The organism is Vibrio sp. Vb1554 (genome assembly GCF_033344235.1).
In genome coordinates, this window is the sequence record NZ_JAWPOJ010000011.1 from 25,142 (window position 1) to 51,338 (window position 26,197).

The following is a 26,197-nucleotide window of genomic DNA, read 5'->3' on the forward strand; positions in this document are numbered from 1 at the left end:
GGTAACGAGCTTTTAGTGACTGAAGATAACGTTACATGTGACTCAGAATCAGCCCAAGTTCCTCGAGACCGTTGAGGCGACCTTGGCGCAGTTTTGGATCGATGCCTGAGTGATGAGCATTGTCCCAGTCTTGCGTGGATTGAATACCGCCATCGTTATCGATCAGCAATACTCGATCAGTCGCGCTGTTGTATTGGAAGTCTTCAAATAAACGTCCGCTAAACCACATACGAGAGAGCTCGTTCATCATTGCTTTGTCTTTGCTACCTGGGCGAACACTTGAACCATCAAGCTTTAATGCCTTATTAAACACAAATGGTAATTCCGATGCATTACAAGCGCCCACAATACAACTGATGCTTTTGAGTAAATCACCAACGTCAAGATCGCCATTTTCACCTTTGGTGTTGTAAGTCCATACGTTGAATCCAGGTTTGTAGTCAAAGTAGTAGAAGCTTGGCGTTGCTTCTGTTGCTTCTTCAGTTGAAACTTTATGACGGTTTGGACCCGTGAAGAGCAAATCATGCAACGTGGTTTTGAATTGCTGCATGTTTTTGGCCGCGCCATTCAGTTCACTTTCATCGTTAGGGAAGAAGTCAGCCAGAGCAAGTAACTCCGTGGTTGAATCGGAGTTCCCCAAACCGAAGAACAACTTAGTCATCGCCTCATAAGCGGTGCTAGGCAGCAGTTCCAATAAGTCAGAAAGATCGAGTTCAATCGAAGCTGAATCGCTGAGTAATGAACGATATTCAGCGCGTAAACGGTTTAAGTTCGTTTCCGATTCTAGCCACTCCACCATGTATTCGACGATTAAGCTTTCGTCACCATTTTCAATGATTTCTGGCGCTTCTTGGCTCAAGATTTCAATGATAGTTGGGATCAAAAATGTCAGGCTCGGCAGCATGCCCAGAGTATTGCTTTCTGCGCTGTTTGAGCCAATTACCGTCGGTACGATCCACTCACTCTCAATCGCTTGTTCAGTAAAGTGATAGCCTGGGACTTCTTTCACTAGAAACGCTGGTGGGCGATGCTCGATGTAAGGCGCAAATGGCATCAACGTAGCTAATGGGCTGTTGTCGCGTGTTGGGCTTATAACCGGAATATTCGCGGCGGTCAGTACCCAGTTCTTAAGACGTTGAATAGGATCGAGCATCTCGCTCTGTACCTTCATGACCTCTTCAAGTGGTAGTAACGCAAGATCTTCAACGCTTTGCTCTGGTCTTTGGCTCTTGGCAACATCGTAACTTTTATATTCAAAGCCGTATGCGTTGCTTTGCATGATGGCACGTTGAAAGTGCTCACCTGCGATTGCAGCATCGCCTTTTGATTGCTGTAAAATTCCCACAGACATGGCACCCGCACCTTGACCCATGAGTGTCACGTTTTGCGGATTGCCGCCGAATGCCTCTATGTTTTGTTGAACCCATTCAAGCGCGTGTTTTTGATCGCCTAGGCCAAAGTTACCGCCCTCTGGGTTGTCCAAACCATCGACCCAAACACTGCCCAACAAGCCCAAGCGATAGTTAAAAGTAACTGCAATAAACGGGTTACCATCGTCAGCACCTTGTGCAACCACCATATCACCATGAATCAGCGGTTCTGAGCCCGCGCCGTATTCAAAGTCTCCACCGTGAATAAAGACATACACTGGCAAATCTGCGTACGCTTCTGTCCCTGCTGGTCGCCAAATGTTTAGGTTCAAACAATCTTCTGATTGCGTTTGTGCCGTGGTTTTTAACTGCGGGCACGCATCACCGAACTGAGTCGCATCAATATCGCCTTCAAGTGGGACCGCAATGCTGTGCTGAAAGCGGTCTGCTTGCGCAAATTGGATACCTTTGAACGCCTCTACCGCTGCCAGTTTTTCATCCGCATCAAGAGGCGTGATGACGAGGGACTCTTTGGTCGCTTGAATGGTTGCATCGCCAATTTCCAAAGCGATTTGCTCTGGTGGTAAGGGTTGTAGTGGCTTCGGGCCGTTAGGAACGCTAGGTTTACTTGAGTCATCACTGCAAGCTGCTAAGGCAAGAGTGATGGTAATGGCTAAAGTTGAGCGATTGAGTAAAGTCATTGTTATGTCCAAAAAGTCATTTGGTGCGTGCACCGAAAATGTTAAACGGCATCTAACAAGCGACGTCCTGACGCTTTGGCATTAATCCGTGAATGGTTGGATGGCTTGTTGTATTGATGGCTCAAATGGTAGGACATCGGCGACAGTTTCAGTAATCGCCTTTGTAGGATGCAGTCCTACCATCGTCTAGGGGCCGGCTCTTTATGAGAGCTAGAAACGGTAACCAAGATTTAAGGTTACTGACTCTCGAGTTTCCCCTTTGTTATAGAGAAAGGTCAGGTTGTAGTTTTTGCCGATTTGCTTATTGAAACCAGTCAAAAACGCCCATTGATTAAGATCTACACCAATGTCGTAATCGAATTCGATATCACCACTTTTTACATGCCCGTCCATTCGAGCGTCCAGTCCTTGATATTCTGCTCCGACAAAGAACTGCGTGCGATAATCGACAAGTTGATAACCCAACATCGGCTGTACAGTAACAATACCATCGCCCCAATCATCTAAGCCCTTTAAGCGAGTTTGCGAATAGGTACCAGTGACAGAAGCAAAGAATTCTTTATAGCCAACCGAAAGGGTTGTACCTATACCACGAAGGTCATATTCCAAATGCAGCGGCACGTCTAAGCGTCCGCGACTACAAAGTGCAGATAAACCATCGCAAAACTTATCACCTAATCCTGGCAGTTTATCGTTCAGCTTATCTTTTATGTACTGGCCACCTTCACCCGTGTAGGCGGCATCAACATTGGCATCGACATTAACTTTTCCGATGTAACCAAATACATTCCAAAATGGCAGGATGTTTACATCGCCACGAAGCGTCATGCTCTCAGCACTGACGATGCCGACACTGTCTTCTGGATCAAACAGTTCATTAAGGCCGATGCCTTCAATCGTGAAATCATTAAATGGAATATTCATATCTTGATTTCGATACGCTAGCGACACACCAAACGGCAGAGGCAAATCGATACCTTGACGACGAACCATATCACCCATTAAAGGAAAAACTCGGTCTAGCTTAACACTGGCTTCTTGCATGCGTGGATCAGAGACCTCATTCAAGCGTTTTTCGTCTAGTACTTGCACGCCAAGCTTATCTTCATAAATCGCTACCGGTTTTACGCTGCTCATCATTTCGAGGGGTTTATTTTTCTTTGAACCAACTATCTTGGTGTTTTTACTGGCAATCGCAATTTTGCCTGATGTTAATTTCTGGAAGAGGATCTCTTGATCGTAAGAATCCACTTGGTAGTTGTGATGTGTGAACGGTTTATCGTTGGTAATGACCATACGTTTCGGTTCACCATTAACCAACTCAATATCAACGCTTAAAAAGCGAAAGTAGGCGATATCTTGAGGAAGACCGTATTTTGAGTAATTAAAACTGATGATCACATTACCATTCTGATCCTCTTTGGCTCTTACTGATGACGGATCAAAACTCTCCGCGTAGTTTCGAAGGCGGTATTCTGTTCGTGTGAAAGCTTCGATCTCATCAAGTACTTTTTCATTTTCATCGAGTTGTTCAGGGTTGTACTTGATACGCAGATCAATGTTGCCTTTGTTATCGGTGTTCTTAACCAAGTAGACGGACGAATCGCGAACGCTATCACCGATTTTAACACTTCGGTGGGCATGCTCGACCAAATGCTCGCCTTGAACTAGAGAGCTGATGGCCAGTTTTGGTAAATCATGACTGATACCGTATTTGTCGAACAGTGCTCGGCCTTGCTCGATTACTTCGTTGTAGGTCGTCGTCTCTTCAGCGGCGAAGCCAAAAGTGGGGGTAGTAAGCATTAGTGCGCTCGCGAGCACAGTAAGAGAAGACGTCTTGCCGGCGCGTAATTCAAAAAAACTCATGACAGTTTCCACTCTGAATAGCCTCAAACCTTCGAGACTCAGACAGTTAATGTGTCACTGAACTTCTTGTTCAGTTAGATAGATGTGTTTGCTGTGATTGACGTTGTGAATGCAGAGTTTTCGATTGCATTTCGTGAATCAATGAGAGGATTTTATGAGGTGAAGAGAGATTCCGTTAATCGCTTTTGATGGATACTATCCTCGCTTTATGGGTGAGGCAGGAATAGGGCAGTGAACAAAGCAAAAAGCCCCGCAGAGCAAAAGCAATGCGGGGCTTTAGTTTCAAGAACGGAGGTGACGCTTAGGCCGTGACGCGAACACGGAACAGATCAGTAAACAACTTGGCAATCATCAAAATAGTCATAATGTTTACCAGCATCAGCAAGGGCGTTTCAATTCGATACGCTGGGGTTAAATTGAGCGCTCCTGATGTCAAGACAACCAATAAGTTAATACCTAGAATTCTGTGTACCATCAGCTTTGGTGTGGAAAATACCTTCCAAATCACGATGATATTGATGAAGTAGAATAGCCCAAGCTGCCAAAGCTCGGTCATCATTGGCATTAGGAAAATGTATTGCAATAGAATCACCGTGCCAGTGCCTATCACACCAAAAAATGCATCTTTAATAATGCTTGGTGGCATAGTAGGAACGATTGAAGAGAACACGCCTGCTAGCATCGGAAAAATGAAACCTCCGGGCACAGGAAGGTAAATCCAGATCAGCAGTGACGTTACGAACATGGAGACACCTTGCAGTACCTTTCTGCCGTCTTCATTCAAATGCTGGATGAAGGTCCGATGCTCGTGATGCCAAACCGTGTTTTTCTCTCTTTGCATAACATAAGCAACGTGACCAATGAGCGACGTACTTGGATTTTTAATATCAAAGCTTTGAAGTTGCTGCGTTAGCGTTGGCCAATCGATCTCACGACTTTGCGATTTATCTGCTTGTTCTAGCAATCGGTCTTGGATTTGTGCCATCTCATTTAAACGCGCACGCCATAGCTGACGATGTTCTTTCAAGTGGTAGCTGCCAGTAAGTGGTAAGCCGACCAGTTGGAATAACTTTTCTATGTTGGCGGTGTTGGTCTCAAGAGCTTCAATATCTATATCATTGGGCGATTTCATAGCGTTAAGCATCGCCTCTCTGCTGGCCTCAAAACGTTGAATGAAGTTTTGTTCTGTACTGACTGGCCAGACTAATCGGTACACAACAGAAAACGTGATCACACCAAGAATCGTCTCTTGCATACGAAGAACAGCGAAGTGGAACGTTGCTTGACTATCAAATCCTCCCATACATGCGATGATGGAGCACACAGCAAAACCGATAGAGAACACATAACCATACTTTTCGTCGCTCGACATAAAAATGCACGCACCTAAAAACAAGGTGAAGAAGGTGAGAAACAAAAAGCGATCTTGAGAAAACGTCGTGATGAGGAAAAAGGCATAACCGATGCCAAGGAGGGTTCCTAATAAGCGATTATGACCTTTGTTTATTGAGTGAGCGAAGCTTTCATTTAATGCCATTACCGCGACTGCGATCGCTGCCCAATACGGTTTCTCCCATTGAAACCATAAGGCAAGGCAGATCGCGATAACGATAGACAGCGCAGCTTTGATTGCTTCTTTGGTTGAGGCATTAAACATACATTCCACCACATTATTGTTTGATGATTTTGATAGAGGCCGTCATACCAACACGTAGTTGAAAATCTTTCGGTAAGTGATCTAATTTAACTTTAATTGGAATGCGTTGAGCTAAGCGTATCCACTGAAAGTTAGGGTTCACATTGGGCAAAAGATCGTTACCAGTACTACCATCTTGCTTCGCAATGCCGTAGCCAATGCTTTTGATTTTGCCTTCCAGCACAGCTTCATTGTGCATCATTAAGGTCACGTAGGCTTTATCTTGTGGATCAACGCCAACTAAATCCGTTTCTTTGAAATATCCTTCGATCCAAAAGCTGTCTTCATCAATTAAAGCCACGACTGGGGAGTTAGCGACGACTTGAGAGCCGACGCGTAAGTTCAAATTAGTGATATAACCATTCGTTGGCGCATAAACTTTTGTGTAATCAAGGTTTAGCTTGGCTTCTTCAACATTGGCTTTCGCGAGTTCTACGTTGGCAACGGCTGTCTCCACCGCATTGTCTAGGTTATTCAATGTCAGTACAGGTACGGCGCCAGGTGTGCGCTTTTCTAACTTAAGTGCTCGCTGCTCTTCATTTTTGGCCTTTGCTAGTAATGCAATGGCTTGCTTTTGAGCTGCTAGCGCTTTGTGGTACGCCGCTTTATAGATGCTTGGGTCAATCTCAAACAGCAAATCGCCTTGTTTCACTTGCGAATTGTCTTCGACGTAGACTTGGATGATTTGTCCTGTTACGCGGGGGGTTATAGAAACGATGTGCGCGCTAACTTGGCCATCTCTAGTCCAAGGGTTGTCAGAGTATGATTGGTAGTAGCTGAAAATCACGGTGCCAGCGGAACACAGTAATAGCAGTGTGATGAGATAACGTTTTATCACGGGGTTTGCCTCAAAAGATGGTAATGAATCGACCAATAACGCCAGTAAAAATCACAATTAGGCTCAGCTCTGTGAGTGCAGGAAATGCAACGTATTTGTGGATACCCAGTTTTGTAGCAATGGTTCCGACCAAAATGGTGAGCATGTAAGCCAATGCAATAACCAGCAACAAGGGTGGGAAGTAAACTTCGCCCCACACAAGTTCATGTGGCATTGAGTTCATGGTGTTTTTCTCTATTAACTTGATGAATGGAAAGATAAGGCAAATGATGGCATCCGTGATAATCGCTTTTGGAGGATCTAATCCATCAAACGAAAGGTGTTATGCGCTATATAGAGGGAATGATGCAACCAACCCGCTTTTTGGAGAGCGATAACAAAAATAAAATTATTGTCCGATTTATCTCGTGTCTATTGCAGAACACTAAGTTATTAAATTTTCGACAATTATTGTTCAATGTTTGCGTTTGAATATGCGAAGTGATGGTTTCGTCCTTCAAATAGGATTACGAGTTGTGAGTTTTTGTTCCTAATATTCGCTTCGAAGCAAACGAGATGCTTTTTAAATTAAATAATCCAACAAATATGAGTGACAGATTATTCGTTAGATTATTTGAGTTTTATATTTATTAGTAAGAGTAAAATTGTCATGGAAATTATTTCTAACCTTTTTGACATGGCACCATTTGTTGCTCTCTTTATTACGCTCTCTCTCGGTTATATGGTTGGTAAAATTACCATTGGTCGATTTGTTCTTGGCGGTGTTGCCGGAACATTATTAATGGGTGTAATTATTGGGCAATTTGGTGTTCATATTGATCCCGGCGTAAAAAGCATTTTCTTTGCGCTCTTTATTTACGCAGTAGGGTATCAAGGTGGTGCGCAGTTCTTCAAAGCACTGAACTTTAGAACCATCAACATTCTACTTTCCGCTGTAGTGATGACGGTTTCTGGCCTGCTTTGTGTACTAGCAGCTGCTTGGATGTTTGATCTAGACAGAGGTACGGCAGCAGGCCTTGCAGCTGGTGGTTTGACTCAATCGGCAATCATCGGTACAGCGGGTGATGCGATCGCACGTCTTGGGGGTGTGACAGAAGAAGCTAAGCACCTAATGCAGACCAATGTCGCAGTAGGCTACGCAGTTACGTACATCTTTGGTTCGCTTGGTCCAATTCTGATGGTGACATGGGTATTCCCAACACTGATGAAGTGGGATATCCGAGCAGAAGCGATTGCTCTAGAAGAGAAAAATTCAAATGGTAAGCGTGATTTAGCGCCGGGTGAGTTCAACGCTGTCACAGCGCTGGTTACACGAGCATTTAAAGTGAGCAAAGATAGTGGGCTAGCAGGCAAAACCTTAGCTCAGTTAAACCAACACGCTCTGGCTGCTTGTATTGAATTGATTCAACGCGATGGCAAAGTGCTAGACGTGGACAAATTCACAGCCCTGAAAGAAGGGGATGTCATTGTCGTAACAGGTCGCCGTAATGCAGTGCATCAGCTGCAAGATGGTTTGGCTGACAATGAGATTGCACTTCCAGAAGGCTATGAAGTTATTGAAGAAAACCGTCAACTGATCGCAGACAACCGCAAACTGATTGGTAAGTCGCTGCAAGAGATTAAAGAGGCTTCGAACCAAGGCTCTATGCGCGGTATTTATGTGACAGACTATATTCGTGAAGGCAACTCAATTGAAATAACGCCGGATCTTGTGATGAAGAAAAACGACGTCATCCAGCTTACAGGTACCGCAAAAGATATCAATCGCGTTGAGAAAAACATTGGTCAGCGAATGGGCTCAGCAAACGTGACTGACTTAGTCGTGCTTGGTATGGGCATGGTGGTGGGCCTATTAATTGGTCTAATCAGTTTTAAGATTGCTGGTATTCCCGTCACTATCGGTTCTGGTGCAGGTTGTTTGATCTCAGGTTTGATCGTCGGTTGGTTGCGTAGCCGCAATCCGCATGTTGCTCAGTTTCCTATGGGTGCCGCGAACTTTATTCGAGATTTCGGTTTGGCAGCATTTGTGGGCATTGTTGGCCTTGAGGCTGGGCCTCAAGCGGTCGACACCATCAAAGAACACGGTATGTCTCTGTTGTTCCTTGGCATGGGTGTAACGATTATCCCTCAGATTATTTCGTTCTTCTTCTCATATTTTGTATTGAAGATTAAGAATCCAGTTGAAGCGCTTGGCTGTGTTACAGGTGGACGAAGTGCAAACCCAGCATTTGCGGCTTTAATGGAAAAAACAGGTAATGCAACACCAGTATTCTCATTCACCGTGACTTATGCAGTCGCCAATGTACTGCTTACCCTATGGGGTCCAATTATTGTCGGCATTATTACTTTAAACGCAGGCATGTAATTTAAATAAATTCGAACACTCTTATCGCCTAATTAAATAGGCGGTAGGGGAAGTATTATCCAAATTTTACTAAATAATAGATTCAGGTAAATATTATGACTACGCAAAACACAACAATTGATTTTTCAAAATTTGCAGTTTTAAGCCCATTTGAATTAAAAGATAAACTAATTGAAGTGGCACAAACTGTTCCTGACCGCGCGTTATTAGATGCAGGTCGTGGTAATCCTAATTTTCTTGCGACACTACCACGTAAAGCGTTCATTCGTTTGGGTGAGTTCGCAATATTGGAAGCCGAGCGCACTTATTCATACCTAGATGGTGGTTTCGGTGGCATTCCAGATGGTGTGGGCATTGTTGAACGCTTCGATACGTTTGCAAGCAAGAATAAACAAGATCAAGGCGTGCAGTTCTTAGAAAAGTCGCTGAGCTACGCAAAAGACCGTTTGGGTCTAGAGAAACAGGCATTTTTGAATGAGCTGGTTAACGCATACCTTGCATGTAACTACCCAGTGCCACCACGTATGTTGACGAACATCGAAACCGTTGTGAAGCAATACATTGCAGAAGAGATGTACGGCCCAATGCCAATGACAACAGACTTCGATCTGTTTGCAACGGAAGGCGGCACAGCGTCTATGACGTACACGTTCCAAACTATGTTCAACAACGGTCTGTTGAAGAAAGGTGACAAGGTCGCGCTAATCACTCCAATCTTTAAGCCGTACCTAGAAATTCCAGAACTGAGTGAATACGAACTGGAAATCGTTGAACTACGTTTGGATGAGACAACATGGCAGCTGCCGATGTCTGAAATCGAAAAGCTTGCAGATACAGACATCAAACTACTTTGTGTCGTGAACCCAGCAAACCCAGCGTCTGTGAAGTTCTCGGATGAGACTCTGGATAACCTATCAAATTTTGTGAACAACGAACGCAGCGACCTGTTCATTGTGACTGACGATGTATACGGCACATTCGCGGACGACTTTGTCTCACTGTTCGCGAAACTGCCATACAACACGCTTTGTGTTTACTCGTTCTCGAAGTACTTCGGTGCAACAGGCTGGCGTTTAGGCTCGATTGCGATTCAACACAACAACGTGTTTGACGATGCAATGCGCAGCCTTCCTGAAGCGCTTCAACTTGAGTTGGACGATCGTTACAAAACACTGACTCCGGAACCTCGTGAGATTAAGTTTATTGACCGTATCGTAGCAGACAGCCGCAGCGTAGCGCTTAACCACACAGCAGGTTTGTCTCTTCCTCAACAAGTTCAAATGGCGCTGTTCTCTTTGAACTGCTTGATGGACTCGGAACAAAACTACAAAGAAGCATGTAAACGCATCATCCGCGAGCGTTACAAAACTCTGTACAAAAACATGGGTGTAGAAATTGAAGAAAACAAAGATCGTGTGGACTACTACACACTGCTTGAGCTCGACACTCTGGGCGGCAAATTGTACGGACCAGCATTCGTTGAATGGTTCAAAGCGAGCGAGAAAGGCAAAGGCTTCCTGTTCCGCCTTGCACATGAAACCGGCGTTATCCTACTTCCAGGCCAAGGCTTCGATGCAGTGCATGCATCAGTTCGAGTTTCGCTAGCAAACCTTACTCACCACGAATACGAGCTTATCGGTCGTGCAACACGCAAAGTGTTGGATGAGTACTTTGCTGAGTTCAAAGGCTAATGAATCCAACCTGATTAAGAATAAGCCTCGGCGTTGTCGAGGCTATTCCGACCAAATAAGCACAGTGCGCAATATTGTGTTTATTTAGTCGCCAAGCTAACAAACTTCTCAATTAAGAGTGACTTATGAAAAGCATTATTTCTATTCAATCTCATGTGGTTTATGGCCACGCAGGAAACAGTTCTGCCGTCTTCCCGATGCAGAGAATGGGCCTCGAAGTCTGGCCAATTCACACGGTTCAGTTTTCAAATCACACTCAGTACCAGCAAGGTTGGACTGGACAGAAGTTTGGGGCAGATGAAATTCATTCTCTAATGAGAGGCTTAGATAACATTGAGAAGTTAGGCGAATGTGGCGCGATACTGTCCGGTTATCAAGGCAGCGCAGAGCAATGTCGAGCGGTGGCCGAAGCGGTAAGTTTAGTCAAATCGCGTAACCATAGTGCACTTTATGTGTGTGACCCAGTTATGGGTGATCCAGACAAAGGTTGCATTGTGGCAGACGGTGTCAAAGAAGCGATAAGCCATAGCTTGTTGCCCATCGCTGATGTGATTGTTCCTAACCAGTTTGAACTGAGCGAGTTAACAGGTGTGAAAATTGACTCTCTTTATGATGCGGTCACTGCATGTAAAAAAGCCTTAGAGTTAGGACCGAAAATGGTATTGGTGAAACATTTGCATGCTCTAACAGATGACGCCTTCAGTATGATTTTAGCGACGCCGAAAGCAAGCTATTTGGCCCAACGCCCTAGTGTTGAATTTGCTATGCAGCCAGTCGGTGTCGGTGATTTAATTTCTGCGATTTTTACCTCTTGTTTGGTGAAGAAGATGTCTCCTGTCGCAGCCTTTCGTCATACACATAACGCCGTTTACGGTGTATTGGAGATCACCAAAGGCTATGGCACATGGGAGCTACAGACGATCAATGCCCAATACGAATTTGTCGAACCGACGCATGAGTTCAACGTCGTGAAAATTGCTTAGCGCAGTACCTAATTAACGGAGAAGCGTAAAGTTAGCATATAGAAACTTGGCATAATTGCTTTGATGGATAGCATCCTACAATCGCGATTATGGGGTTTAGCCGTGCCTAGCTATAGTAACTCCACACAACGAAACGGACTTCATTTTGATCCAATTAACTTCAAACTGAGTCTCTGGTCATACGCCAGAGAACATTAAATGAGACTGATTATGAATCGTTTAATTTCCTCTGGTGTGACGGTTGTACTTTTGCTGCTGATAGTAGCTTGTAGTTCACCTCATACGCTGGATGTTCGTGTTTCTCAAAGCAACTATAAAGATGTCGAGATCGCGAGTTCGACACCAAATGAGCCACTTCGAATGTGGGCCAATGAAGCGCCGGATTTTCTCTACTCAGCGCACAATCAAACCACACCGATCAAAGTAGAGGGTGAACAGCTCAATATTTTGGCCTTATCGGGTGGTGGCGTAAACGGCGCATACGGGGCCGGCGTTTTGATGGGGCTACAGGAAAAGGGGGAGCTAAAAGATTATGCCATCATTACTGGAGTCAGTGCTGGTGCCCTAATCGCTCCTTTTGTTTTCATTGGCGGTGATGCGATGCCAAAGATGAAAGAAGTCATGCTCAACATCAATGATAAGAATATTTTGGGTAAGAAGAACTTCTTAAATACCCTGTTTAAGGACGCGTTTACCGATGGTGAGAACCTCTATGATTTCATCGCAGACGCTTACCCTGAGCCCATGATCGAGGCGATGGCGCAGCAACACCGCAATGGTAAACGCCTCTTTATTGGCAGTACCCATTTTGATTCAGGCGAACTGGTGATTTGGAATATTGGTGCGATTGCGAACAGTGATTTAGCGGACAAATCTGAACTTATTTACAAGGTGCTTGCTGCGAGCGCATCGATCCCTGGTGTTTTCCCTCCACAATTTATCGATGTTGAACATGATGGAGAAACACTTGAGGAGTTACACGTAGATGGCGGTCTCGCAGCGCAGGTGTTCTTTAATCCGTCTAACTTCAACTATCAACAAATCTCAGATGCTTTGGGGTTAGAAAAAGCGCCTCAGTTGGATGTGATTCGCAATGGTGCGTTAAAAGCGCCGTATCGTCCACTAAAAGACAAAGGTTTGGACTTGGTATCGAAAAGTGTCTCAAGCCTTACGCTAGCGCAAACTCGAGGTGATCTCTATCGAATGAAATACATCAGTGAAATCAACGATATCGAGATGCAGTTTACCTACATTGATCAAGATTTCAGGTACGCCAAAGTAACGAAAGATATGTTCGATCACCGCTACTTGCTGACGATTTACGAATATGGATTCAAAAAAGCCACCCAAGGGCAACTTTGGGTAACTGAACTCCCTTAATACAGGAAAACGATACAATGAAAAAAGCCGTTCTTACACTCATGATACTTACCGCTTCCGCGACTGCATTCGCCCAAAGTGGAGCCCATCTTGACCAGCAAAAAGTGGATAGTGATATGCAGCAACTGTCTGCAATCAAAGAAGAAGGTGCAGCCTTTATCATGATTGACGAGAACTCGAGTTACGTGGCGGTCGAGTTCGTGGGAAAGTGGGAAGAGATCAACAACTATGTGTCACACAAAGAAGCGAAAAAACGTAAATTGGAAAAAGTGAACAAGCAGTTCGTGTACTCTCAGGTCGGTGAAACGTTGGAGTCACTTGAGCAAAAAGTCGTTGACCACATTTACACTGATCAACCTAAATATTTCAGTGTCGATGTCTACCGCGATTACCATGGTGACTCAGGAGAATTCAACTATTTAGCTCGTGTCGTTGAGTACAACTAAGTTAGAGAAAACCTACTGAAGCTAGTAGGTTTTTTTGTGTCGTCGAGAAGGAATTCAAACGCAGATTGTTTCCGTTACCAAGTAACAATTCTACGATCTTGTGGTAATTTAATTAGATAACTCTAAAAAGTAAGCACAACCTATGAATTTTAGTTTTGAACAACTTCTCGCGTTCGTAACCGTTTATGAACAGCTTTCGTTTAGTAAGGCGGCGGTCAAACTCAATAAGCACCGAACCACAATAGGGCAGGTGATTACCAATCTTGAAGACCAACTGGCGGTCAACCTGTTTGAGCGAGTGGGGCGCTCGGTAGAACCGACAGAAGATGGTCATCTTCTTTACCACTATGCTAAGCAAACCATCGAACAAGCACGTACTTTCGATAAAGTCGCATTAAGTCTAGCTTACGGTGGGTTAGAGAATGTTAGTATCGCCTATTCAAGCGCTATACCACACCGTTTTCTTGTATTGCTTCGTATTCAATTAGCAGCAGATTTTCCGATGATGCGAGTTAACTTTCTTGTTCGTAATCGCAACGAAATTAAAGAGGGTTTACAGAATGGTGATTATCAATTCGGTATTGTCAATGTGCATGATAGTCGAGCAATACATAGTCTGGATGCGACGTTTTTAGGTCATTTTGAATTTGTTCCTTTCGTCCAGAAAGGTGGTGAACTCGCTTCTATGGCACCAGATCGAGTATTGACAGCCTTGAGGAATAGTAAACAATTTGTACTGCGGTCTCTTATTGAAGAGGGAATGGGCGAAAAAGTCATCGTAAGTTCGAACCATGAAGAGGTCGACCAATTGGCCCTTGTAGTGAAAATGGTTGAAGCAGGTTTAGGATGGGCGATTCTCCCCAGAACGTTTGCCCATTCGGAGTTTTCTAATAATCATATAGAGCCAGTGGAAGCTTCTGAATTATTGGAAGGTTTTAAGTTTGGTTTTGGCCTATGGTGCCAACCCTCTAAGCAAGTTGGTGATGTAAAAAATTCAATCATGAAGGTCGTTACAGAATACCGAGAGAAAATAATCCGTGATATGACTTAGCGGCGACATGTATCTTGCTCATCCCTATCAACAACAAGACTCAATGTGAGTCTTGTTTTTTTGTGTCTGAAAAACGTTATCGTTCTAGCGAAGAGCTAATGTCTATTGGAAGGATATAACCCTCTATATGAGAGTATGGAGTCCATAGTTTTTGGCTTAATCTAACCTCGCTCAATGGGTAAGCCCAGAGCAAAAAGTGTTTTTACCATATGTCCGCTGCAAGGACGCAGATTTTCAGCCGGGTTTAGTTACCCGGCTTTTTTTATAGTAATAAAAATGTCAGCTATCACCCCAAGCTCTCTGTTACAACTGGCTTGTTACTTCGCTTAGCAATCCAGTACGCAACGCTACCCCAAAGCACAGTGAGTGCCCAAAGTGCTGTCCAATGTGGAGCGACTTGTTGCCAGGTTGCCCCCATTTGGTTTAGTGCTAAGAAAGCTTTGATCGCCCAAGTGCTTGGGCTTAAATCAGCAATCCATAGTAAGGGAGTAGGTATGGCTTCAATCGGCCAAATAAAACCAGCCAAGAAAATGAGCGGCATAGAGCTCACTAAGACGACTAAGGTGACAAGTTCACGCCGAGGTAATAAGTAGCCTAGCCAGAAGCCTAGTCCGCAACAACCTAAAAAGAACGGGAACAACATAGCCAGCAATTCGCCCGCGTTGGCGATATGGTTTACGTTTAAGCGTTCGAAGCTAAAACCAAAATAATAGGCGCCGAGTAAATAATAAATTGCCACAAATACTAACGTTCTCACAAGCAGCAGCGATCCCGTTGATACTTGTGACCAATAGCCACGACCATGACGCTGTGTTCCCGTTTGTAATCCAACCGCCATGATCAACGTTTGTTGTAAAATCAGAACAAATACTGCCGGCACTACGTATTCGATGTAACCCATGGTTGGGTTGAACGTCGGTTTCATATTAAGCTTAATAGCAGAGTAATTATGGCTAGCCATACTCATGGGCACACCATCTATCACCATTTTACTGACTTTCACTTGGGCCCCTAATGTGCCTCCAGCTTGGGCCAATCCTTCTACCACGGTTCCGTACACGAGAAAATACGAGGCGTCCGCAGCGTAGGCTAGAGTCGGGCTTTTACCTAGCATTAGGTCTTTGTAAAAGTGTTCCGGTATGACTAAAAAACCGGTGATCTCTCGTTGTAAAAATGCTTGCTTTGCATCGGCAATCGTATGAAGTCGAGTGACTACGTTGACTTGTGGGGTGGCATCAACCATACGTTCCAGCTTTAAACTCGTCTGACTACCATCTAGATTAACAATCGCGATTGGTTGTTCACGAGGCGTTTGTTGTGCATAAGGCAAAGGGTATAAAAACGAGTAAAATACGACACCACCAAACACGGTCAACGTAACGACTGGATTGGTTAGAACGGCCTTAAATTCCGCTTTAATCAGTTGCCACAATGTCATACCGCCTCCTTCGCTTGGCGTGTTGATGAAGCTGTTCGATGTTTACCCATCAAGGCTGCGGTGATGAGCAGAGGCACAACGTAACCAATCATAGGCCATAGCGAGCTTAAAGATTGTGCGGCCGATGCTCCATAGTTTGCTTGGCTCACTTGTACTTCAATGTAATGGGTAATCGGCAATAATGAACGCCATGCATAAGCGAGCGTGTTCATGTCAGAAACTGGGAATGTAATTCCCATGAACGCGAAACTTGGAGCCGTAAACGCGCCAGCAAAACTCATCGCACGTGCAGGATCCATCGACAAGAAGAAGAACAACGCTCCCATAATGATACAGGCGATAACCGTCGCCAATTGTGCTAGTAGCATAACCAAAAAACTGCCTTCCATTGGCCAATCAAGCACAGAATAAAACCAGTACAAGAACAACGCACCTTGCGCCATAAAGACCGGAATGTACTGACTTAATAGGGTAGTGAGCCTGGCGTATGGCTTTTCGCCCAAAAATGCAAAGCCATTCTTTCCACCATAAATGCGAAAGTGCGCGGCAAGAATCAAAATAGTGCTTACTACAATACATATTTGCCAAATGGCTGGCACGATAGCCGTTACCAAAAATTGTGCGTAGTTATTGTTACGGTTAAATAATGCGGTTATTTGTGTCGACACGGGTACAGCCTGTCCAGCCGCTGCTAACGTTGTGGTGTTACCCTTAGCCAAGTTTCCCATTACTTCAACCTGAGCGTCGAAATAGCCTTGTGCTTGCGCAACGGCAGAGTTGATCAGTTTCGCTACCAAAATGTACTGACTGTTGTAAAAGACAGAAAGTTGAGGTTGGCGGTGCTGGAGAATATCTTGGTCGAACTTAGATGGGATGACCGCGTAAGCGTAGATATCGCCTTCAATCATCGCATTTTTTGCTTCGCTTGTACTGGTGTAGTGATAGCTAACAGCCAGACTCGACGACGCATCCAAAGATTGAATGAGCTTTCGAGAAAGTTGGGAATGTTGTAGATCAACCACACCGATTGACAGATCCCGGGCAATGCCCGCAGAGAACACTCCCCAAATCATCATCGCGAGCAAAATCGGTATCCAAGTAAGGCACGAAAGCAACCACCTGTCTCGTCGTAAGATATGCCGCTGTGAAATCTTAATCGTCATAGCATTAACCTAGTGGTTGTGATTAAAGTTCAACGACAACACTCATTCCCATACGCAGTTCAGGTTCGGGTTGAGCTGGACGAGCTTCTACTTCAAAGGTACGAAGATCAAAACCTTGAGAAGCATCGGTTGCTCTCCACGTTGCAAAGTCACCCATAACGGCAACATGCGTTACTTTGAACTCAACATTTTTATTTAAGGCAGGCAAATAGGCATCAAAGGTTGCTCCTTTTTTAAAGTGTTGAAGGTAATCTTCACGCACATTCAGTGTCGCCCAGGCATCTTCTGTATCTATCACAGTAACTACTGGGAAGCCCTGAGGTGCTAATTCACCACTTTGAAGCAGAACTTGAGAGACTTCGCCGTCGAACCAGCTGTAGATCTGAGTATCTTTCGCATACGCTTCTACTTCGGCTACGGCACCTGATGCCATGCGCGCTTTTTCCGCCGCAGCCACTTTGGTTTCACTTCTAGCGCCTTCTTTTGCCATTTCATACATTTGAAACGCAGCACTTTCTGTGTATTTCGCTGCTTGCCACTGAGTTAAAGCTTCATCGCGTTTTTGTTCTGCAACCACGCCATCGTTATAAAGGTTATTCACACGATTGTAGGTTTTTTCCATTAAATTCGCAGCGGCTTTGGCTTTCATCCACTGATCTTTTGCTGCTTGGATTTGTTGCTCACGTGCGCCTTTCTCAGCTTCTTGAGCTAAGGCGTCCGCCGCTTTTTCACCTGCTTTTGCTTGTTCTAACTTCGCTTCAATTTCAGGACTATGAAGGGTAAAAATAAGCTGACCTTTCTCTACATCGTCGCCTTTACGTACCATGACCTCATCAATACGCCCTGGGACTTTTGAGGAAATGCTGTATTGCTGGGCTTCAATTAATCCCTGTAAGCGGATCGGTTCTGGTTGATAGGCTTGGTAAAATTGATACCCAACCCAAGAGGCAACACCCAAAGCACAAAGTGAGAGTAAAACGGGTTTTAGTGATTTAGCTGCCATGATTTATTTCACCTCTTTGGATGTTGAAGCAGGGATATAAGCGGTATTTTGATATTGTTCGAAGCTGTTCATTTCACTGCTCAATGCGAGTAGCTTGGTTAAAGATATTAAATAGCGGAAACGCGCCGCTGAACGTTGTGTTTCTATACTCGCGACATAAAGTTGTGCATCCACAACATCCAGAGAAGACGACAGACCCTGAGTAAATGCTTTTTCACGCAAGCGCAGGTTTTCGTTAGCGAGTTCAATGCTAGATGCGAGCCCTTGTACTTCATCAATGGCTTGCTGAGCCTCCAAGTATGTCTTTTGGACTAACAGCGATAAGTCTTGTTTGGCTTGGGACTTTAATGAGTCGACCTGCGAGACGACGCTTTGAGCGGCTTTGACTTTTTCGCTTCGCCCTGATGATTCAATCAGTGGAATGCTGACACCAACACCAACTAACCAGTCAGGCTTCATTTGGCTTGCGAGAGAATCGTCTTCATACAAGCTGTAGTCGCCGTAAAGATAAACTTCAGGGTAGTATTTCCCTTTTTCTGCTTTGATTAAGCTAGAGGCTTGTTTGTGTTTAGCGCTCAGAAGCTCTAACCCCGGATAGGTAAGCAACGTTTGATCGACAAAAGCAGTAAGAGGGGGAAGACTGTCGTTGATAAACAAAGATTCAGCGGGCTCTACGGCATCATCTTGCGCGAGTAATTTACCTAATGCAGCCTGAGCGATACTCAAATCGCTGGCTGCTTTACGTGTTTCTACAGATGCTTTATCTAAAGAAGCCTCGGCTTGCAGGCGCTCAACGTGCGCGATTTGTCCTTGCTCTTCAAGCTTAATGGCAAAATCTCGATGCTTTTTTAGCCCTGCTTCAACCGCTTGCCGCGTTGCGAGTACTTCCTTTGCCAGTACGACAGAAAAGTAGTACTTCGATAAATCTTCAAAACGCGCTTGTTGTTCCATTAGAAGCTGACTTTTCGCCTCATCCGTTTTGCCTTCTGCTGCTGATTGAGCCGCAGAAATTCTACCACCAGTAAAAACTGGCCAAATGGCACGAATAGACGAAGAGAAAATATCGCGCTCGGTTATGGTCGAAGTGGTATTAGCTAAGGCACCAAAAATAGGCTGAAAAGCAGGAGGTACGTTAATGTGTGCTCCTGTGCTGTCTAGGATCTGTTTTCCCGACAGCGTGATATCGGTATCTAAACGCGTGTAATTCGCGCCAATAGTAACCTGAGGTAAGTTGAGATTGCTGGTGGCACTCTCTTGGTATTGGTAGTTCTCGACGTTTGAGCGTTGAGCTTTAAGAGAATAGTTGTTTTCTAGCAATAGCTGCCATGCGGTATCAAAAGTGATCGGTGCCGCATGACAGGCAAGGGAAATCGAGCTGCTAAGTAAGCCCAGTATCCAAACCTTTCCTGTTTTTTTCATAATGGCTGCTTTGTCGTAGAGTATTAGCTCTAATATAAAGGATTCGTAACTGCGTGTTAAGTAGGAGGGAAAATTGGGCAGTAGTATGCGCCCAGTTATATTTGTGCTGGGCGCGGGAGATGTTACAAATTTATTTCGTATATGGACAGTGAAACTCCGCTCTCCACTCGAGCTGACGAGAACCTCGCATCGTATTCAATAGATCTTTTCCACTCATTTGAGGGAACGATAACAGGACTTTTAGATCAGAAGTACCGCCTCCGTTTTTTTCATAAGCCCTGACGTGTGTAAATGTTGAATACATATTCTCTGACAGCATCGCCTTATTCAGGCATATTCCAAAGGTATCGCGTTCCATGTTTGGTGTTCCTTCTAACTATAAATGCACCTCTGTTTATAGTTTTCCAGTTTTCAGATGGTGTCTAAGTGTTTGTCATATAGTCAGTATTTGTGTTTTGTTTTATTTGTGTCCAAATCACTGACATCAATGTTGAGCTTTTAATAGACTTCCAGCTTCACTGCTTTCAAACCGAAACTCTCATTGGTTTCGTTGATTAAAAATTATACGTTGTAAAGTCTAAAAACGCCTCAAAAACCGCTAAAATCGATGTGATCGCGATCATGATTTTAAGGGCAATTTATGTATGGAATTGAGTATCAGAGAGGAATGCTAAATTTGGTGAATGGTTGTAATTTTATGTTTCAGCTCGTCGATTAATTAACCGTAAACTCTGCGGTTTGTTTGCCTTCCTCACAGATTTATCACCGCGACAACGTCATGCTGTTAACTGAGTGTTAACGTTACGCTCAAGAGTGAATCACAAGGATGTATCAATGAGTTGGAAAACCATCAGCTTTCGTAAGCGGATGCTCATTATCATGACGCTATCGGGGTTGATAGAGCTGTTATTGCTTGTCGCCGCGGGGTTCACTTATCTCAAAATCAATCAAGAGCAAGAAATGGGAGAAAAAGCACTGGGTGTTGCCCGTTTTTTAGCGGACTCAGCGGTTGTTCGTGAAATGATCGAAACCCAAAACCCCCAGCCATACCAACTTCGCTTTAGAGAATTAACCGAAGCCATAGGTGCTGCATTCATCGTTATTGGCGACCATAAGGGAGTACGCTTAATCCACCCTGTTGATGAGCGGTTGGGCAAGCCAATGAGAGGTGGCGACAATCGTCGAGCGCTAGAACAGGGGTTGTCTTATGTTTCGACGGCACAGGGCTCGTTAGGTTATTCAGTTCGTGGTAAAGCTGCGATTTTTGACGAGCAAGGGAACATTATTGGTGTGGTTTCAGTTGGCTATTTGCTCGACCGACTGCAAGACCGCATCGAACCATTTTTGGCCTTTTTGATTTTAATGGTCATCGTAGTTGTCGTCGCTAATGCCATTGTATCCAATTATGCGTCGAGAAAGTTTCAGCGCGCCATTTTAGGCTTTGAGCCTGAAGAGATAGGGCGGTTGTACGGCGAATTAGAAGTGACGATGAGCACCATCAAAGAGGGCGTGTTAAGCATTGATGCCCAAGGGATACTTCGCTCGATAAATCGTAGTGCCTGCCAGATTCTCGGTATTGATAGAGAATCAGCGCTTAATAAACCTTTGACTGATACGCTGCGTGATAGCGATCTATATACAGTGTTAGAAAGCGGGCAGGAAGATCATGATATTGAAATATTCCTTAATCATAAGCGCCTGATTGCAAATCGCTCTCCAATTTATGTTGATGGAAAAATCGTGGGGGCGGTATCGAGTTTCCGTTTAAGGGATGAAATTAATGATCTAACCGAGCAGCTATCACAAACCAAGGAATATGCAGATTTGTTACGTTCGCAAACCCATGAGCATCGAAATAAGCTCAACACCATTAGTGGGCTAGTACAAATGGGTGAACTTGATGCGGTGCAAAAGTTAATTGGACAAGAAACCGCACACTATCAAGCAATGATTGAGTTTTTAAGAGATACCGTTAAGGACCCGCTAATTGCAGGTATGTTGCTTGGAAAAACTGAACGTGCGCGCGAGTTAGGCTTACAACTGATGGTTGAGGAAGGTAGTCGTCTGGAGCCCCTGCCTGAGTGGCTAAATTCGGAAGATCTTGTCACAATTTTGGGTAATTTGATTGATAACGCTTTCGATGCCACGTTAACTTCAATTCGCGATGAATCAAATGTTGCGTCAGAACGCAGAAACATTGATGTGTCCGTTAGCGATTACGGAAATGAAGTGATACTTGAGGTGATAGATCATGGCTGTGGCCTCCCAAAAACAATGGATCCACAAACATTATTTACAAAAGGCGTTTCGACGAAATCTCGTCAAAATCGAGGTGTTGGGTTACACCTTGTCAATCAGCTTGCTACTCGATATCACGGCCATGTTGAGATGATACCCAATACAAATTATGGGACAAGAATAACGGTGTACTTACCCAAGGAAGAACAATTATGAGTATGGCGACTCGCGTAATGATCATTGAAGATGATCTGGCTATTGCTGAGCTGCACCACAAATACTTAAGCCAACTGGCAGGTTTGGAAGTGGTTGGAATTGCGACCACGAGAATGGAAGCGGAAATGCAACTCGACATTCTTAAGCCAGATTTGCTATTGATGGATGTCTATCTTCCCGATGGCACAGGGCTTGAGATACTAAATACACTGCGTGCAAGTAACCAAACGTGTGATGTCATTTTGATTACAGCCGCAAGGGATGTCGATACATTACAACAGGCGATGAGGGGTGGCGTTGTCGATTACCTGTTAAAACCAGTTATGTTTCCACGCTTAGATGCCGCACTGAAAAAGTATGTGTGCCAACGCCAACAACTAGACATCGTAGAGAGTTTGGATCAGAACCTCGTTGATAAAATGCTGCAGTCTCACGCCAATCAAGACAACTTGCCGAACCGATTACCGAAAGGGATTGATGGTGTAACGCTAGACAAGATCAGAGAGTTGTTCCCAAATGGCAGTGTACTGACCGCTGATGAGGCAGGCGAAAAGATCGGCGCGAGCCGAACAACGGCGAGGCGCTATTTGGAGTATCTTATCACTACTGGTGAACTAGAGGCTGATTTAAACTATGGGTCGGTAGGTAGGCCGGAAAGGTGCTATAAAAAAGTGACAAGGTAGCGTTTATATTGATGCTCTATGCAAAATAAAAAGCGATGGCTTGTTGTAGAAACCATCGCTTTACAAATTACTGCTGTTCCGCTCTAAGAGGTTAGAAGTTGTATTCTAACTTCGCTTCGATAGAGCGCTCAGCGCCAAACCAACAGTTATTTTTGTCGTAACAAGAATAGTATTCTTTATCGAATAGATTGCTTGCAGAAAGCGTGACGCTAGCCCCTTTCATTGATTCAGATACCGTTGAGAAATCGTAACTTGCTGCTAAATCAAACAAGGTGTAGTCCGGTACTTTTTGACTATTCTGTGCATCAATTTGTGCTTCTCCGACATAGCGAACGCCAGCACTGGTACGAAGGCCTGAAAGATTTCCTTCAAAGAAGTAATTTGCCCATAGAGAGGCCGTTTGCTCAGGTACCCAAACCGGCGTTTTACCTTCTTGGTTGTAATAACTGTCCTCGGTAATCTCCATATCGGTATATGTATAGCCTAGAGTGAAATCAGCTTGTGCTGTGGCTTGCCATTTTGCCTCAAGTTCAATACCTTGTGATACCACTTCGCCCGCTTGATAGTTCGGTGCATAAGGATTATTCGGATCGGTCAAGATCGCGTTTTTCTTCGTGATATGGAAGAGTGCTAAGTTACCTGAGATATCACCAGATAATGGTGCGTATTTAAAGCCTAACTCCCATTGATGACCGGTTGATGGCTCAAATGCTTTACCAGAAGAGTCGGCACCCGCAATTGGCTCGAAACTTTCCGAGTAAGTAAGGTATGGCGAGAGACCAAAGTCTAGCTCATACAAACCACCGACTCGGAAAGATACGTTGGTATCGTCTAACTCTTCCTTGCTCTTGGATACTGTTCCTAGATAATCGCTAACGGCGTCTGTATTTGAATCGTATTTATCCCAACGAAGACCTGCAATCATTACAAGTTGGTCGTAACGAACTTGATCTTGGAAATAAACGCCAATCTGCTTCGTTTTGATATCCAAGTTTTGTTTGTATTGGAAATTCAGTGCATTACGATCAATGCTGTTGTGGTCAGGATTAAAAATGTCCTGAGTTAGCGAATACCCAAGCGTGTCTTTGTATTTTACATCTGAATCTAGATACTGATAATCAAGCCCGAATAATAAGTTATGTTCAAAATTTCCTGTTTTAACGTAGCCAGATAGTTGGTTGTCAATCACAAAGGATTTGGACTTTTCATCGGTTAAATAGGCATTTCGACCAACGGTACGGTTATCCGCTTCAAGTGCACCGTTATATGTGTTTTCCTGATAGGCATCGGCGGTCATGTAGCGGGCATTCTGTAGAAATTGCCAATTGTTGTTAAAGTCGTGTTGGACTTTGTAACCCATCATCAGAACTTCGCGTTCGTAAGTGTTCCAGTCCTCATCCCCCAAATAGGTGCTTGGTGACATCGAGCCAAGTGGGTTTTTAATCACTGAGCCAGACGCAGGCACAGTCGTGTAGATACCTGCTGATGGATCATTTTGATAGTAAACATTCACGTTCACTAATGTGCTTTCTGTCGCTTGCCAATTGAAAGATGGGGCGAGTACATAACGTTCATCTTCAGACGTATCGGCTTGACCATCTCGCTGTTTTGCCAGGCCGACGATACGGTAATCCACATTAGAATCACCAATTTGTCCTGTGGTGTCGAACGTTAGTTCTTTTAGGCTGTTAGTCCCAGTACTAATCGAGACAGAGTGCGAGGGTGTTGACTGAGGCGCCTTGGCGATAATGTTGACCATACCTCCTGGTGGAATATTGCCGTAAAGAACAGACGTTGGCCCTTTAAAAACCTCGATTTGCTCAAGAGCAACGGAATCGACCTGCGGTTGAAGGTTCCAACCGTTGTACAGCAAAGGAAGACCATCATAAAAGTTGGTGTAGTTAATAAAACCACGAATATTGAATAGGTCAAGTCGGGAAACGGCACCGCCACGCAATTCTGTATTTACGCCAGGCGCATAACGCAATGCTTCGCTCACCGAGTTTACGCCGCGTAGGTCCATGTCATCTTTAGTGATTACCGTGATCGCTTGCGGTGTTTCCTCCGGTTCTAAAACGGTTTTAGTTGCGGTGTTTCGGTATGTTTCTCCTAGCACCGTAATCGTTTCGTGTTGGGATACGCTCTCAGTCGCATTGGCGTGGCCAGCGAGCAATGCGGATACGACGATAGCAACCGCTGAACGATGAAATCGAATTGGACTTTCCATATTTATAAATTCCACTACTTTTTTCTATTTATTGATAATGATTGTTATTTGTATTCTATATTCAAAGAAATAGGAAAAGTTAACAATTTGGTGCAAAACACTAATCTTTGGAACTTATTCTTCTGTTCTTAGGTTTTAAAGATAGCGAGTCGTTTGGCTCGACAGGAATCCAATACTGCATTTGTGCTTGTTCGCTATCAACATCATAACCTTCTGGATAAAGCTCTAACTCATAACCATCGATAGCATGATAATTAGAGTAGGGTAGCCAATGTAAAATAAACCATTCCAGCGTTGAGGCGAGCTCTGATGCTTTGCCTATGTGTGTAATGACGGCGTAGGTTTGCTCAGGAACAGCCAAGAGGTCTAACCCCGAGTTGGAAGAGTTCGTTGATCTTGATGCGTTTGCTGTTGGACCACACTCATAACCTGCCCAGTACTCAAGTTGTTGGTTGTTTGAATACGCTTGCGTCACATCAATCACGCCAAAGTAACTACTTTCCGAATTATTAAGGTTTTCAGATGAATAAAGACGTGACCAAAGTGACGGTACTTTGGATTGGAAATCGGGCGTAGCGGAAAACAATCCGTGAATAGGTTCATGATAACCAGCAAGTTCAAAAGCCGATTTTGTTTCTATTCGAACTTCAATAAAGCGCTGATGTTTTTTCTCTTCCTCTGGTGTCTTACGCAGCGTTAAAGGTTGTCTCAACCCGGAGAGTTGTTGCGTTTTGCGATATTCGCGTGGGCTTTTTGAAAACATATTCCTGAACGCTCGGCTAAATGCGTGTTCAGATGTAAATCCCATTTCTATCGCTATATCTAACGAGCGGTCAGAAGTATGGATTAAGCGCTCAGCCGCAAGGCTAAGTTTAAGCTCTCTGATGTAGTGAGCGACGGATATGCCAGTGTGTTGTTGAAATACGCGTTGCAGTTGCCAGCGCGACCAACAACTTGCTTTCGATATTTCATCTACGCTCAGAGTGCTGTCTAAGTTGGTGTGAATGTAGTCAAGCACCGATTGTATTCGGTTTATGGGATGTGGGTTAATGGCGCTTGATTTCATGGCGTTCTACTTTCACATTAATAGTGATTTCATTATCTTTAATTGAGTATCATTATCAATAGGATGATGAAATAAAAAGTAAGTAACACAGATCACGATAAAACTGTAATGGATTGCAAGTATGAGTGATTTTTACCCATATTAGAGTTTTTGCTTAAATTTTGTAGCGTTCAGATGAAACTTTTTTTATCAATAAAATACAATCGCTTATGACGTTTTGTGCAACTTATTTAAACGTTTGCACTGGCAAGTGTTGATGTAAATCAAATAGTCGTAGACAATATTGCCCCGTGTCGGACTCTCCTCCAGCGAGTACAGTGTGTACTTTTGAGACATAAGTGACTTAAATGACCTCAA

The 26,197-nt window shown here is 44.2% G+C and carries 20 protein-coding genes; 8 read left to right on the forward strand and 12 right to left on the reverse strand.

The window, feature by feature from the left end; genetic code table 11:
* Positions 1-31: 31 nt before the first annotated feature.
* The 5 genes from R8N28_RS11310 to R8N28_RS11330 form a co-directional block, all read right to left on the reverse strand.
* On the reverse strand, positions 32-2,071 hold the full coding sequence (locus tag R8N28_RS11310) for a carboxylesterase family protein (protein ID WP_065274595.1): 2,040 nt from the start codon (positions 2,069-2,071) through the stop codon (positions 32-34).
* A gap of 210 nt (positions 2,072-2,281) precedes the next feature.
* Positions 2,282-3,937, reverse strand: a complete 1,656-nt coding sequence (locus R8N28_RS11315) for a hypothetical protein (RefSeq protein ID WP_017821369.1) — start codon at positions 3,935-3,937, stop codon at positions 2,282-2,284.
* Between the two features lie 301 nt (positions 3,938-4,238).
* The gene (locus R8N28_RS11320; protein WP_065274594.1) at positions 4,239-5,594 is read right to left on the reverse strand and encodes an FUSC family protein; all 1,356 of its coding nucleotides are present in this window, start codon (positions 5,592-5,594) and stop codon (positions 4,239-4,241) included.
* Between the two features lie 13 nt (positions 5,595-5,607).
* Positions 5,608-6,471, reverse strand: coding sequence for an HlyD family secretion protein (locus tag R8N28_RS11325; protein WP_005377105.1), 864 nt, complete (start codon positions 6,469-6,471; stop codon positions 5,608-5,610).
* 10 nt (positions 6,472-6,481) lie between these two features.
* Positions 6,482-6,694: a DUF1656 domain-containing protein gene (locus R8N28_RS11330; RefSeq protein ID WP_054728563.1), complete on the reverse strand. Its 213-nt coding sequence runs from the start codon at positions 6,692-6,694 to the stop codon at positions 6,482-6,484.
* Between the two features lie 426 nt (positions 6,695-7,120).
* On the opposite strand from R8N28_RS11330, the gene aspT reads away from it, so the two are divergent.
* The 6 genes from aspT (at position 7,121) to R8N28_RS11360 (ending at position 14,387) form a co-directional block, all read left to right on the forward strand.
* Complete coding sequence (gene aspT, locus R8N28_RS11335; RefSeq protein WP_065274593.1) at positions 7,121-8,836, forward strand: aspartate-alanine antiporter; 1,716 nt, start codon at positions 7,121-7,123, stop codon at positions 8,834-8,836.
* 95 nt (positions 8,837-8,931) lie between these two features.
* Complete coding sequence (locus R8N28_RS11340; protein ID WP_318183382.1) at positions 8,932-10,527, forward strand: bifunctional aspartate transaminase/aspartate 4-decarboxylase; 1,596 nt, start codon at positions 8,932-8,934, stop codon at positions 10,525-10,527.
* Between the two features lie 125 nt (positions 10,528-10,652).
* Positions 10,653-11,510: a pyridoxal kinase PdxY gene (gene pdxY / locus R8N28_RS11345; RefSeq protein WP_005377109.1), complete on the forward strand. Its 858-nt coding sequence runs from the start codon at positions 10,653-10,655 to the stop codon at positions 11,508-11,510.
* A 210-nt stretch (positions 11,511-11,720) separates the two neighbouring features.
* Positions 11,721-12,890, forward strand: a complete 1,170-nt coding sequence (locus R8N28_RS11350) for a patatin-like phospholipase family protein (RefSeq protein WP_065274590.1) — start codon at positions 11,721-11,723, stop codon at positions 12,888-12,890.
* 17 nt (positions 12,891-12,907) lie between these two features.
* Positions 12,908-13,336, forward strand: coding sequence for a hypothetical protein (locus R8N28_RS11355; protein ID WP_065274589.1), 429 nt, complete (start codon positions 12,908-12,910; stop codon positions 13,334-13,336).
* Between the two features lie 142 nt (positions 13,337-13,478).
* Complete coding sequence (locus R8N28_RS11360) at positions 13,479-14,387, forward strand: LysR family transcriptional regulator (RefSeq protein ID WP_017634569.1); 909 nt, start codon at positions 13,479-13,481, stop codon at positions 14,385-14,387.
* A 286-nt stretch (positions 14,388-14,673) separates the two neighbouring features.
* Here the strand turns inward: R8N28_RS11360 and R8N28_RS11365 are convergent, their stop codons facing one another.
* The 5 genes from R8N28_RS11365 to R8N28_RS11385 form a co-directional block, all read right to left on the reverse strand.
* The gene (locus R8N28_RS11365) at positions 14,674-15,825 is read right to left on the reverse strand and encodes an ABC transporter permease (RefSeq protein ID WP_025768104.1); all 1,152 of its coding nucleotides are present in this window, start codon (positions 15,823-15,825) and stop codon (positions 14,674-14,676) included.
* Entirely contained in the window at positions 15,822-16,988 is a 1,167-nt protein-coding gene (locus R8N28_RS11370; RefSeq protein WP_262635470.1) for an ABC transporter permease, read from the reverse strand. Before R8N28_RS11370 ends, R8N28_RS11365 begins: the two co-directional genes overlap by 4 nt.
* A gap of 22 nt (positions 16,989-17,010) precedes the next feature.
* Positions 17,011-17,991 (reverse strand): HlyD family secretion protein, encoded by a 981-nt coding sequence (locus R8N28_RS11375; protein ID WP_005377122.1) that lies wholly within the window; start codon positions 17,989-17,991, stop codon positions 17,011-17,013.
* A 3-nt stretch (positions 17,992-17,994) separates the two neighbouring features.
* Positions 17,995-19,410, reverse strand: a complete 1,416-nt coding sequence (locus R8N28_RS11380; protein WP_065274586.1) for a TolC family protein — start codon at positions 19,408-19,410, stop codon at positions 17,995-17,997.
* Between the two features lie 130 nt (positions 19,411-19,540).
* On the reverse strand, positions 19,541-19,768 hold the full coding sequence (locus tag R8N28_RS11385; RefSeq protein WP_005377125.1) for a hypothetical protein: 228 nt from the start codon (positions 19,766-19,768) through the stop codon (positions 19,541-19,543).
* A 476-nt stretch (positions 19,769-20,244) separates the two neighbouring features.
* On the opposite strand from R8N28_RS11385, the gene R8N28_RS11390 reads away from it, so the two are divergent.
* Both R8N28_RS11390 and R8N28_RS11395 read left to right on the forward strand, forming a co-directional pair.
* A complete protein-coding gene (locus R8N28_RS11390; RefSeq protein WP_065274585.1) occupies positions 20,245-21,864 on the forward strand; it encodes a sensor histidine kinase in 1,620 nt (539 codons plus the stop codon).
* The gene (locus R8N28_RS11395) at positions 21,861-22,547 is read left to right on the forward strand and encodes a response regulator (RefSeq protein ID WP_065274584.1); all 687 of its coding nucleotides are present in this window, start codon (positions 21,861-21,863) and stop codon (positions 22,545-22,547) included. Before R8N28_RS11390 ends, R8N28_RS11395 begins: the two co-directional genes overlap by 4 nt.
* Positions 22,548-22,638: 91 nt before the next feature.
* Here R8N28_RS11395 and R8N28_RS11400 read toward each other — a convergent pair whose 3' ends face one another.
* Together R8N28_RS11400 and R8N28_RS11405 are read right to left on the reverse strand one after the other, a co-directional pair.
* Positions 22,639-24,774 carry a TonB-dependent siderophore receptor gene (locus R8N28_RS11400; RefSeq protein WP_053306995.1) on the reverse strand — a complete coding sequence of 712 codons (2,136 nt, stop codon included), beginning with the start codon at positions 24,772-24,774 and terminating at the stop codon, positions 22,639-22,641.
* A 100-nt stretch (positions 24,775-24,874) separates the two neighbouring features.
* Positions 24,875-25,840, reverse strand: a complete 966-nt coding sequence (locus R8N28_RS11405) for a helix-turn-helix domain-containing protein (RefSeq protein WP_065274583.1) — start codon at positions 25,838-25,840, stop codon at positions 24,875-24,877.
* Positions 25,841-26,197: the final 357 nt, after the last annotated feature.

Coding starts and splice junctions, on each gene's coding strand:
- R8N28_RS11385 (WP_005377125.1), bottom strand. CDS start 19,768: ATGGAACGCGATACCTTTGGAATATGCCTGAATAAGGCGATGCTGTCA.
- R8N28_RS11405 (WP_065274583.1), bottom strand. CDS start 25,840: ATGAAATCAAGCGCCATTAACCCACATCCCATAAACCGAATACAATCG.
- R8N28_RS11375 (WP_005377122.1), bottom strand. CDS start 17,991: ATGGCAGCTAAATCACTAAAACCCGTTTTACTCTCACTTTGTGCTTTG.
- R8N28_RS11355 (WP_065274589.1), top strand. CDS start 12,908: ATGAAAAAAGCCGTTCTTACACTCATGATACTTACCGCTTCCGCGACT.
- R8N28_RS11370 (WP_262635470.1), bottom strand. CDS start 16,988: ATGACGATTAAGATTTCACAGCGGCATATCTTACGACGAGACAGGTGG.
- R8N28_RS11380 (WP_065274586.1), bottom strand. CDS start 19,410: ATGAAAAAAACAGGAAAGGTTTGGATACTGGGCTTACTTAGCAGCTCG.
- pdxY (WP_005377109.1), top strand. CDS start 10,653: ATGAAAAGCATTATTTCTATTCAATCTCATGTGGTTTATGGCCACGCA.
- R8N28_RS11350 (WP_065274590.1), top strand. CDS start 11,721: ATGAATCGTTTAATTTCCTCTGGTGTGACGGTTGTACTTTTGCTGCTG.
- R8N28_RS11365 (WP_025768104.1), bottom strand. CDS start 15,825: ATGACATTGTGGCAACTGATTAAAGCGGAATTTAAGGCCGTTCTAACC.
- R8N28_RS11360 (WP_017634569.1), top strand. CDS start 13,479: ATGAATTTTAGTTTTGAACAACTTCTCGCGTTCGTAACCGTTTATGAA.
- R8N28_RS11315 (WP_017821369.1), bottom strand. CDS start 3,937: ATGAGTTTTTTTGAATTACGCGCCGGCAAGACGTCTTCTCTTACTGTG.
- R8N28_RS11330 (WP_054728563.1), bottom strand. CDS start 6,694: ATGAACTCAATGCCACATGAACTTGTGTGGGGCGAAGTTTACTTCCCA.
- R8N28_RS11390 (WP_065274585.1), top strand. CDS start 20,245: ATGAGTTGGAAAACCATCAGCTTTCGTAAGCGGATGCTCATTATCATG.
- R8N28_RS11340 (WP_318183382.1), top strand. CDS start 8,932: ATGACTACGCAAAACACAACAATTGATTTTTCAAAATTTGCAGTTTTA.
- R8N28_RS11310 (WP_065274595.1), bottom strand. CDS start 2,071: ATGACTTTACTCAATCGCTCAACTTTAGCCATTACCATCACTCTTGCC.
- R8N28_RS11400 (WP_053306995.1), bottom strand. CDS start 24,774: ATGGAAAGTCCAATTCGATTTCATCGTTCAGCGGTTGCTATCGTCGTA.
- R8N28_RS11320 (WP_065274594.1), bottom strand. CDS start 5,594: ATGTTTAATGCCTCAACCAAAGAAGCAATCAAAGCTGCGCTGTCTATC.
- R8N28_RS11395 (WP_065274584.1), top strand. CDS start 21,861: ATGAGTATGGCGACTCGCGTAATGATCATTGAAGATGATCTGGCTATT.
- aspT (WP_065274593.1), top strand. CDS start 7,121: ATGGAAATTATTTCTAACCTTTTTGACATGGCACCATTTGTTGCTCTC.